Source organism: Moorena sp. SIO4G3 (assembly GCF_010692305.1).
GTDB lineage: Bacteria > Cyanobacteriota > Cyanobacteriia > Cyanobacteriales > Coleofasciculaceae > Moorena > Moorena producens_A.
The window spans coordinates 20,863-31,943 of the sequence record NZ_JAAHIG010000066.1 but is presented as its reverse complement, the minus strand read 5'-3'; the positions used below and the strand labels follow the sequence as shown (position 1 = coordinate 31,943).

9 protein-coding genes are annotated in these 11,081 nt (G+C 42.6%); 4 read left to right on the top strand and 5 right to left on the bottom strand.

Translation table 11 applies throughout. The features are described from left to right. Positions 1 to 720 precede the first annotated feature (720 nt). Complete coding sequence (locus F6J99_RS14610) at positions 721 to 1,836, top strand: geranylgeranyl reductase family protein (protein WP_293113551.1); 1,116 nt, start codon at positions 721 to 723, stop codon at positions 1,834 to 1,836. Positions 1,837 to 1,976: 140 nt separating this feature from the next. On the opposite strand, the gene F6J99_RS14605 is transcribed toward F6J99_RS14610, so the two are convergent. Further along, positions 1,977 to 2,741: a hypothetical protein gene (locus F6J99_RS14605; protein WP_293113550.1), complete on the bottom strand. Its 765-nt coding sequence runs from the start codon at positions 2,739 to 2,741 to the stop codon at positions 1,977 to 1,979. Positions 2,742 to 2,976: 235 nt separating this feature from the next. Here F6J99_RS14605 and F6J99_RS14600 point away from each other — a divergent pair, with 235 nt between their 5' ends. Then, on the top strand, positions 2,977 to 3,141 hold the full coding sequence (locus F6J99_RS14600) for a hypothetical protein (protein WP_293113549.1): 165 nt from the start codon (positions 2,977 to 2,979) through the stop codon (positions 3,139 to 3,141). Between the two features lie 150 nt (positions 3,142 to 3,291). Here F6J99_RS14600 and F6J99_RS14595 read toward each other — a convergent pair whose 3' ends face one another. From F6J99_RS14595 to F6J99_RS14580, 4 genes are all read right to left on the bottom strand, one after another. Continuing rightward, positions 3,292 to 3,894, bottom strand: a complete 603-nt coding sequence (locus F6J99_RS14595) for a peroxiredoxin (protein ID WP_293113548.1) — start codon at positions 3,892 to 3,894, stop codon at positions 3,292 to 3,294. A gap of 484 nt (positions 3,895 to 4,378) precedes the next feature. Beyond that, positions 4,379 to 5,335 (bottom strand): DNA polymerase III subunit delta', encoded by a 957-nt coding sequence (gene holB / locus F6J99_RS14590; protein ID WP_293113547.1) that lies wholly within the window; start codon positions 5,333 to 5,335, stop codon positions 4,379 to 4,381. Continuing rightward, a complete protein-coding gene (gene tmk, locus F6J99_RS14585; RefSeq protein ID WP_293113546.1) occupies positions 5,305 to 5,988 on the bottom strand; it encodes a dTMP kinase in 684 nt (227 codons plus the stop codon). Before tmk ends, holB begins: the two co-directional genes overlap by 31 nt. A 282-nt stretch (positions 5,989 to 6,270) precedes the next feature. Beyond that, the gene (locus tag F6J99_RS14580) at positions 6,271 to 7,554 is read right to left on the bottom strand and encodes an AAA-like domain-containing protein (RefSeq protein WP_293113545.1); all 1,284 of its coding nucleotides are present in this window, start codon (positions 7,552 to 7,554) and stop codon (positions 6,271 to 6,273) included. 344 nt (positions 7,555 to 7,898) lie between these two features. On the opposite strand from F6J99_RS14580, the gene F6J99_RS14575 reads away from it, so the two are divergent. After that, positions 7,899 to 8,039 carry a hypothetical protein gene (locus F6J99_RS14575; RefSeq protein WP_293113544.1) on the top strand — a complete coding sequence of 47 codons (141 nt, stop codon included), beginning with the start codon at positions 7,899 to 7,901 and terminating at the stop codon, positions 8,037 to 8,039. Between the two features lie 1,791 nt (positions 8,040 to 9,830). Further along, entirely contained in the window at positions 9,831 to 11,030 is a 1,200-nt protein-coding gene (locus F6J99_RS14570; RefSeq protein ID WP_293113543.1) for a glycosyltransferase family 4 protein, read from the top strand. Positions 11,031 to 11,081: the final 51 nt, after the last annotated feature.

Here is an 11,081-nt window from a genome sequence, read left to right as displayed (position 1 = left end):
AAGTCGTGCGGTGCTGCGTTGGGTGCGGCCGTGCGCCCGCAGGGTGACGGCATTAGACTTCTAAGATAATGGCCATCTGATATAACTTACCAAGTCTACCCAAATCTCCTATAACAAAATCTCTCCTACCTTGGTTGAACTCCTCAATACCGATACCAACCGATTTGAGATAGACTGAGGATTGAGAAGACGCTCATAGGGAAAGAGGATGGGGAAGGAAAAAATACACTAATCGTTTTGGCTATAGTTTTGGCTGTGAATTCGTGAAACTTTAATAAAGATTGCTCAAAACTCTACATGTTTCAAAAATTATAGGTCAATAATGGTTATACAAACTAATGATTACCCTAATAATTAGCCAACTAAACTATCCGGATTAACGAGTCTAATGACTGAAAAATTGAATGAACAAGAGACAAAAACTATCAGTGTAGAGGTGCATCCAGATAATAACTGATTAGGCGTTTTCAGGATGTTATCGATTAAGGGTAAGCATTTTGGTAATAGCCTAATCTCGACCCTGCAATGTTTGTAGGGTCATTATTATGAATTGATAGTGATTTTACAATTCCCGAATGTTAGTTTGTCTCAATTGCTGGGCATCATGGGTGAGTAAGTCCTGGTAAATTGGTCACTCAACTTGGATAGTAGGCTGACACACTGGGCTGTTAGTCTGTGAACTTCAATCGATAAATCTTTGAGGAGTAAAGTAGAAACATCATGTTTGACTGCATAATCGTTGGTGCGGGACCGGCTGGTGGAACAGCTGCTTATCACCTGGCTAAAGCTGGAAAGTCTGTGGTGGTTCTAGAAAAAGAATCCTTACCCCGGTACAAGGCTTGTAGTGGTGCGGTTTCCCCACAAGTGCAACAGTGGTTTGATTTCGACTTTACACCTGCCATATCTCTCAAAGCTGAGAGTGTACGCTACACCTGGAAAATGGATGACCCAGTAGAGGTGAAACTGGACACTCAAGAACCGGTTTGGATGGTGCAACGAGATGTTTTCGATCACTATCTCATCCAACAAGCCCAAAAACAAGGTGCTGAAATTCGAGATAATACAGCAGTTACAGGGGTAGAGTTTAAGGGAGACCACTGGCAGGTCAACACTGTCAATGGCACTGTTGAAGGTCGCTACGTGATTGCGGCTGACGGTGCTACTGGACCGATGGCAAAATGGTTGGGATTCAAAGAACGTAAGTCACGTTTAGCATTAGCCCTAGAGGTGCCCAAATCGGACACCAATAGTAAGGAGATCCATTTTGACTTTGGTCAGGTCAAAAATGGCTTTATTTGGAGTATTCCTAAAGCCGAAGGTTACTCCATTGGTCTTGGCTCCTTACGGGGTGGTGACCTGAAAGACATGGAAAAGATCGTCAAAGGTTATGCCGAGAAATCTGGCTTAGACTTGAGTAGCTGTAAACAGCACGAAGGTGCCATCTGTGTCTGGGAAGGTCAGGAAAAGCTGCATACACAAAATGCTGTATTAGCTGGGGAAGCTGCCTGTGTGGTGGATCCCATGACTGCTGAGGGAATTCGACCCTCTATGTTCAGTGGCATGAAAGCAGCTGAGGCCATTCAACAAGCTTTGGCAGGTCAAGCAGATGCCTTAGAAAACTATACCCAGGTCATGCAGGAAGAACGGGGAACTGATATGAGTTGGGCTGCTAAGCTCGCTGGTGCTTTCTACCGCTTTCCTGGAATTGCCTACAAAGTCGGCGTTAAAAAACCCGTTGCTACTCAAATCATGCTCAACATTCTGTGTGGGGAATTACGCTACTCCGATGTGGTCAATCGTGCCATGAAGCGCTTGAACCCATTAGCCGGGGGTTAGTGGACAGATAATAAGTGATCAGATTATTGATTTGATCACTTATTTGATCACCTATATAGATCACCAGATCACCTAAATAGTTAGGGTTGTTGAGGGTTGACAGTCAAGGGTCAACCCTCAACCGTTAACAGATAACAGAATTAATGTCGGGTAAAAATGACCATACTTGACCCCACCACAGGACTACGGGCAACTAACGTTCCCTCTAGGTCAGTAATTTCCAACTTGCTAAAGTCTAATTCTTGAGACTGACTCAGCATCCTTTGAGCTAAGGTATTCTGCTGAGCATCGTTGAGTTGGTACCACTCATCACTGACCTTCACCAAAAGCATACTTGTGAGAAAGTTCGCTTCAATTGCTTGAATCAGGTCATTACCGTACTGAGCCGTAATACCCGTAATTTGATTTTGAATTGCTACAATCAGGCTTTGTTCAGGAGTTAACTCTGGTGTGGGTATGGGTTCCGATTCCACAAGTTGTGATTCCTCAGCCACTTCCAAATTTTCTGGAGAATTAATGGTATCACCAGGAACTTGTGCCACCTGTGCTGGTGTCTTTGGTAGAAGCGCTAGTGTTGTCCATAGAATGACTACTACCACGCTTGCGATCGCACCAGTCAACATCCAATCAGACAGTTTTTCATTCCAAGCTGCCGGTAGCAAGGAGCGGACTTTTTTTAAGGTGCCATCCCAAAACCGGCCAAGAGTACTAAGAATCGGCAGCAAGCGATTCATTAATCCAGACTTAGGCTCAGAAGACGATAACTTTCCTTTGCCAGTTGTCTGAGGCGATGGACTTGTTGTTTCCAAGCTGTCTTCGGATTTATCTGTCACTGATGGTGTCGGCGGCGTTTGAATTGGTTCTTCATTTGCCGCTTCTGGCTGCTGTTTTTGCTCTTCTGACATTGTATTTCCTCCCAGGCAGCGCCATTTTTTGATTCAATGGATTCACACTCCTCCTACTCACTATATGCGGACCAACATCTGTAGGTACTGACACAGACTTCTTGACCATTTTGCCACAAAGAACGAGCATTCTTGACTGGTCTAGTGCGGGAGGACAGCAACAGGTACGACCCGTGGCGAATTTAATTCTTAATGGTAAGAGCGCACCTATGTTGTTTTCCGGTACTTCCGTGCTATGGCAATTCTGATTTTGGTAAGGTATAGAAAATTTTCGCTACTCCCGACTCCCGACTCCCGACTCCCGACTCCCGACTCCCGACTCCCGACTCCCGACTCCCGACTCCCGACTCCCGACTTCCTGCTCTCTAAAACCCAATACAAAAGTACCTCACCTAATTGAAAACTGCTGTTGTATCACTACCTATTTATCACTACCCTCAAAATCTTCCCATAATGTTAATGGGAAATTGAAGAGGTATTATACCCACTCAATTTCCCAGTATCAAAGCTCCGTCTTCAAGGTAGGAGGGCGGAGATATTTGCGATTCGGTTATACCGCAGCAAAGTAAACCTTTGATTTAACAGGGTCAGGGTTCATAGTTTTGTCACCTGGTTGCCACCCTGCTGGGCAAACTTCATCGGGATGAGCTTGAACGTATTGAATCGCTTTCAAGGTACGCAGGGTTTCGTCAACGCTACGACCAAAGGAGAGGTTATTGACAGTAGAATGCTGGATTATGCCCTCCTTGTCGATGATGAATAAACCACGCAAGGCAATACCGGCTTCCGGGTCAAGAACGTTGTAAACTGTGCTGATTTCTTTTTTGATATCAGAAACCAGAGGATAAGCTAGATCGCCTACACCACCATTCTTGCGGTCAGTCTGAATCCAAGCTAGGTGAGAGAATTCACTGTCAACAGAGACGCCAAGGACTTCGGTGCCTAGTTCTTTGAATTCTTCAAAGCGATCGCTAAATGCAGTAATTTCGGTAGGACAAACAAAAGTGAAGTCTAGGGGATAGAAAAACACAACGACGTATTTACCACGATAGTCAGACAGTTTAATTGTCTTGAACTCTTGCTCGAATACAGCAGTGGCCGTGAAGTCGGGAGCCAGTTGGCCTACCCGGAGACATCCTTCTGTTGTAGTCATATAGTTATGCTCCTTAAAGTGTCTAGGGTGTCAGTTGGCTACAGATTGCTGATCAAGTGGTGGCAAACTCAAACCATGCTACCGATAATATTTCTCACAGTGCTGGCTAAATACATACATCTTAAGAGGGAGTTCATGGATAAGAAAATGATCCAACCAATATCCCATGCCCATGCCCAGACCATGACATTATCTGTAACCAACCACACAAATGGTATCAAATCTAATTGATTATTTACGAACCTTTACAATTATATCATAGTCATAACGATTTTGATTAGTAGGATTTTCTTCAGGTGCGACAATCACGCGAATTTAATTCTTAATGGTAAGAGCGCACCTAAATATCCAGTATTAGAAAATACTTGATGGAGCTTTATCCTTGATCCTTTCCACCTTATCCTTGATCCTTCCTATTTTATGCTTGATATTTTCCACTTCATCGTTTACAATTTCGACTTTATAATTGATCCTAAATCCTTGATCATTCAAGAATACTCAATTCCAACAGGGTTACCTCCCAAACCAATCGCGGCTGAGCATAACTGAGCAGGTATCGCCGAGCTTGCTCTAGCTTTTTAATCATGTCTGGTTGAGTGTGTGATTGCCAATAGCAGTGTTGTAAATACTTCACTAACCAAAGCTGAGCGTGGGTATCCAGGTTGTTGTCGATTTCCTTTGCCAGTTCCAACGCTTGACGGGATGTGTGGGGTAACTGGGTAAGTTGGGTGAGTAACTTTGGGGGCATAGCTTGGAGTTGTTCAAAAGCAGCGATCGCTTCCCCTGGACTTCCCTGGGCAATAGCGAGTACTGATGGTTCCTGTAAAATCTGTTGATGACCGGTTTGCCGCAGCACTGTTGTCATAGTTTCGGGCCCCAGGCGATAAAATGGAATCCGCTGACAGCGAGACACTAGGGTCGGCAACAAAGACTCAGTGCTAGGTGCGATCACTATCAATGTAGCGTTTCCCGGTTCTTCGAGAGTCTTCAGCAAACCATTGGCTGCTGGCTCTGCCATAGTTTCTGCCTGCTCTAGTACCACCACCTTGCGCGATGCTTCTAGAGGAGAATTACTCAGAAACCGAGCAATTTCCCGAATTTGTTCCAACCGAATTTGGGGGGGTGCCTGACGCTGAATTCCTTTTTGGACAGCCTCTTTAGCAGAAACAAGTATACCATTGTGGAGATAGGTTGGCTCTACCCACAATACATCGGGGTGATTGCCCTGAATCAGTCGTTTTTTAATTGATACTTGCCCATCAGCTGGGATACCTTGACCAAACAACTGTTCAATAAAAGCCCGTGCTACCAGATTCCGCCCCACCCCAGATGGACCGGCAAACAGGTAGGCAGGGGCAATGCGCTTGGTTGTAATTGCTCCGTGCAATAATGCGATCGCTTGGTATTGCCCTAGGATAAAATCGAATGCTCCTGGAACCATGATTTAAACCGTTCACGCAAAATCTTCTGAATGGCATTATGCACCTCCTCCTCACTGTAGCTAGCTTCTACCCGAACAATCCGATCTCGATTTTGTTGATACAACTGCTGAAATCCCTGCTGCACTCGTCGGTGAAATGCTAAGTCAGCTTGCTCCATGCGGTCAACGGTTCCCCGCTGTCGCGCCCGTTCCAGACCAATTTCCGCATCAATATCTAGCCACAGGGTGAGGTCACTTTCCAGTCCACCGGTAGCAATTTGATTAAGCTGCTCAATCAATTTCAAGTCAATACCTCGCCCATAACCCTGGTAGGCAATTGTGGAATCCGTGTAGCGATCGCATAAAATAATTGCTCCGTTGACCAACTGTGGCTTAATCAACTCTTCAACATGTTCAGCCCGATCAGCAGCATAGAGTAAAAGTTCAGCCCGAGGGTGAATCGGTGAGGAATCTTTATCCAGTAGCAGTTGCCTAACCTTAGCGCCTAATAATGTTCCCCCCGGTTCTCTAGTGACTACAACGGGCATGGTTTGATCCAAAGTACCTAGACAGTCTTGTAAGCCACCAGCTCGAAGCCAATTTGAGCATCGCTGTAGTTGGGTAGTTTTCCCACCGCCTTCCACTCCCTCGAAAACAATTAGCTTACCGCTCAAGCCCACCTCCTTTACTAGTCATGCCTAAACATGTTGATAGCCTACAGGTTAAACAATAGGTTGAACAAGCTCAGGCACAGTAGTTTTAAAGGATTGATGTTATAAAAAATCATCTCTAGTCTAATTAAAATGCTATAGTTAATCTTAATTTTTACGGTTAACGGTTCATTGCTTAAGGTTAACCGTCAACATCAAACTCAAAGAAACTTATTAGTCAGTTGGGCATTAATCACTTGGGCAAATTAGATGTTCAATAGCTGTCCCAACTCTCTTGGAGATAAATCACTTCTCATTAAGCTGTGCTAAGAAATACTGACGATATAAATCACAACTTGGCATGACGTGATTTTCGTCAAAGGTTATCAAACCTATATTTTTTAATCTATTGATTAAGATTGAATCTAACTCAACACCTCTATCGGTTTGAATCACCTTGTTGAAGAAAGTGGCTAACTCAGCATTTTGCCTAAGTCTAGTTAATTTTAGCAGCAGATGATCCCTATAAATTCCCTCTCGGGTAGGTGCTTGCTCAAGAAGTTTTTCTAGGCTAAGGTTTTGACAAGCCAAGTGATAGAGAGCAAGCTGAACTAATTTCGGATGTCCCCCCACCATAGCCATTAATTTCTCGCTAGCTTGACCTCTAAACCAATCGAGTCCATAAAGCTGGGCTAACTGCTGAATTTGTTGAGGGTTAAACTGCGGTAATTCAATGGGCAATCCTAAATTCGATAAATAGTCAGCTATTGTAACAGGAATATCAACTTCTGTGGAGTAAGCAACCACAAGCCGCAGCTTTTGCCAAGGTGTCACCTGTTTGGCAGCCTCAGACCAAGATCGCAACAGAGGAAAAAAGTCAAGAGCTGTTTCGGTATGCTCAAGGAGCCGATTCACTTCATCCACTGCCAAAACTAGGGGCTGTTCAAGGGACTCTAAGATATGTCCTTGAAAAAAAGAGCTACAGCTTGCTTTACTGCCGATGTCCTCATCCCAATAGTCATCCAGTTGCTTGGCAAGCACCAGTTGATTAGATAGATTAGCACACAACCAGCGTAATAGCCGATCTAAATTACTTAAAATCCCTCTTTCTGCTTGGGCAAAATTAATCCATACTGTTCCGTAACCCAGGGATTTTGCCCGGTCTAGTATCCGCAGCATCAAAGAGGTTTTACCAGTCTCTTTCGGGGATCTAATCAGAATTAGGCTTCCGAGTTGTTCAATGGCTTGGTAAGCCATTTCTTCCACAGGGGGACGTTTAATGTAAAAGGCTGATGATAGGGGAACTACTCCAATGGGAAAAGTTGGGCATTGGCTCAAGGATTGATAATATTGCTCGATTCGCTCTTGGTGTAAGGGATTCAGAGGAATGCTAGCTAAAACTGGTTTGAAGTTGCCCTTAGTGATTGGTTTGTCAAAAATCTTGCTGAGCAATAGCCATAACTTAGAAGCGATTCTCCTGAGATATTCACTACCGTAGTGTATTTCCTCCGCCATCTCGGTATAGGTTTTTTCTTCCCAGGTTTGATACAGAATCCATTTCTGAAGGGAAGTCAATTTAGTGTACCCCATCACTGTGAGTACATCTATGAGCTGATCTACTGTCATCGCCTTACTCTGTGCACCTTTTGCTGATGGTCTTGAGTCAGAGATGACCAAAACCAAGGTATATCAATTGTTTGAATAATTATAAGGAATATATATAGTGTTGATCATACCGATTAGGTACATTCAATTTTCTTAGCCTCTTGCGCGCGGGGATTCCTACTCTCTATTCTCTACTCTCTACTCCCTACTCCCTACTCCCATTAACCCAGGACGAAATTACCTCACCCAATTGACAACTGCTATAGAATTTCCAAATGAATTGTAAACAAGTATTACAATTTTATCGATTGTCTTGATGCAAAGCGCGAGTGGGGGAAACCCCCGCAGGTCGGCGCTGCATCGCTACCAAAAATCTTTATATACTTTATTACCTCTTGCCTCTTGCCTCTTGCCTCTTGCCTTTTCCTAAGCAATTAGGTTCACAACTCAAATGGAAATTCTATAGTTAAGTGTCACACAGGCTTTTAAGGATCACTAACCTGATCAGATCAGGAGGTGCGACCCGTGGCGAATTTAATTCTTAATCCGGAAAGCGCACCTATAGCTTTATTTCAGTATGGCACGGAATGGATAGTTAGGTGGCAGGATAATCAATTAGTTACATTGAACACTTGACAATTTAAATAAATTAAGTATAATAATCATAAAATCAGTTTTGGGCAAATTTTGCCGTCAAATTTCAAGTTAATTGATAATAGTCTCAATAAAGCGGTAGATTAGTGGGCTAAATGGTCAGCAGATAGCCGCCACGATGTAACCAAATCCTCTGAGACATTGGCTACAGCTTTTCATTGACAGTGCAAGGTAACATTTGTAATGATTCCTTTGGGATATAAAATTATGGGTGTATCACGGTCTAGATGCAGTGGCTCTGGGAGTCAAGGATCAAATTCAGGGCGATAGACTGTGAGGCGATAGTCCACACGTCAGTTTGTAACATTCAGTTTAGTATGTAGACTCTAGTATCTATACTCTGGGGATTCTGGCGATATTGTTGATTAGAAATACTTAAGGTGTTCTAAATTAAGCGGTTCTCGGTGTTTGTGTTCCCGTAGCGAGACGCAGTAGTTTCCAAACTACACTTTCAAGTGCGAAATGTGAGATAGCAAAAAATCCCTATCTACTAGTTAGCACTACCATCTTGATTGGAATTATGGTTCCCATCCATATCCTGCTGCGTTTTTTTACCAAGACTATTAGAGTCAAAAATTAATAACTGATAGCGCTGCGCGCAGGGAACAGGGAACAGAAATATGTCTTAAGTGTTCAGTTTTTTCTGGAAAATTTGTCTGGAAATAATTTTAAGCTTTTTTAAGTTAAGAGTAATTCACAAACTCTTCACAAACTAGTATTAGCTCTTTCTAAATCCAGTGGCTGCTCAATTTTTAATAACTATCCGGATTTATAGTTTTGAAGATGTAGTTAATAATTAGTTATTAAACTAAAATTTACCAAGTTTTTATGATTAAAATCCCTCCCAATAATTCCTTTGAAAAAAAAATATAGTTCTATCCTAGGTTAGGGGATTTAATTAATGCCATCGACTTACTATATGTAAGGAATCAAGGGTAACAATTCCAATCATACTACTTAGTTGATGGTTGATGAACACAATATGCCTAAAGATATAGGTAATTCCATAATTAGTATGTTAAATGTTAAAAAACAACACTTTTCGTAATTTTTTATAAAAATTTAGCAGAAAAAAGCAATTGTCAAAATATAGTTTTTGTATCTAGTTTGTAAACAAAATTATTGCCGAAAACGGCACAATTAATCGCACCTACACCCCCTTTATAAGGGCAAAATTCAAGAGTATCAAGAGCTATATCCGGAGTTTTATTGTCCAATCAAAAAAGACATTATAGGTTTATATATCAAATATAAACGCTATATCTAAGCTAGACATACTAGTATTTTTAAGTAATTAAAATTAACAACAGTTAAGCATACCAGATACCTAAGAGCATTTTTTTCTGTTCCCTAAAAGCCAAAACTTTTGTACTTCACCTATTTGATAAATGCTATATAGCTTTGTTCATACTTATGAAGTAAAGTCAATTTTATTACCCCTACTCCCTACTCCCTACTCACTACTCCCTAGTTAATACTCCCATTAAGCCAGATATTTTTGCATCAAAAAAAATATAAATTCTATATATTATTGCTGGTAATTGTTATTAAAAATAAACCATAAATTACTGACTATAAAATAGCTTTACTTCTTATTAATAAAAGTGATGCAGCAACTAATTATAACTATTTTCTATCAGTTTAATCCTTGGCATAGCAGCATTGGTGGGATTCAAACCGTCATCCGCTCCTTTATCAAATATGCTCCGAGTGAGTTCAAGGTGCGCTTGGTCGGAACAGGAGACCTGGCTTCAGCTTCCGGTGTATGGCAAGAACGGGAACTAGCCGGTCGAGCCATTGAATTCATGCCCTTGTTTCCTCTGGAAGATGACAATATTAGGCGCTTCATACCTACGACGCTGAAGTATACGACTGCGTTGTTCGGTCGTTCTTTGGCATCGGATTTTATGCATTTTCATCGCATCGAACCCAGCTTAGCAGCCCTCAATTGGTCTGGAGAGAAGACGCTGTTTGTACACAATGACATTGCCAAGCAGATGAATCCTGCAACAGCTAATAATGGCATTCTTTGGCAGCGTTTTTCTGCAAGCTATTTTGCCCTCGAACGCTTACTGGTTAAGCAATTTAGCCAAATTTTTTCGTGCAATACTGAATCAGCTAAGTTTTATCAACAGCGTTATCCAGCGATCGCAAATCGTGTTGCTTATCTGAAAAACACCGTTGATGAGGAGGTGTTCTATGCCCTAGACCAAAAGGAACGAGAACAAAGAGGCAAAGCTCTAGCCCAGGAGCATAATTTGCCTGAACAGACCCGTTTTATCCTCTTCGCCGGTCGTCTGCATCCTCAGAAAGACCCGATGTTACTGATACAGGCGATGGCAGCTTTATATAGTCCCAATGTTCACTTACTGATTGCTGGGGATGGGGAGTTAAGGGATGAACTCCGTGCTGAAATTTGCTCTCTTGGGTTGTCTAAGCGAGTGACTATGCTTGGAGCAGTAGGTCAGGAAAAACTAGCAGACTTATACCGTGTCTGTAGTGTCTTTGTTTTGACTAGCGTTTACGAGGGACTACCCTTGACTGTCCTTGAGGCTCTCGCCTGTGGAACACCTGTAGTGACCACGAATTGTGGTGAAACTCCCAAATTTCTCGGTGCTGACAGTGGGATTGTTTGCAAAGAGCGTACTGCAGTTGCGATCGCAGATGCTTTGGGTAAGGTCCTGCACCATCGAGAGCATTATCCAGTCTCCTCCTGTGTGCGCACGGCTCAACCCTATAGTGCTCGCACAGTTGTCAGCAGTGTTTATGAGCAAATGCTCAACCGTGCTCACCAACGGTCTGTGTAATCTCCGTCTAATCCGCTGCCTTTAATCAAGATAGAGCAGTCAAATTTTAGA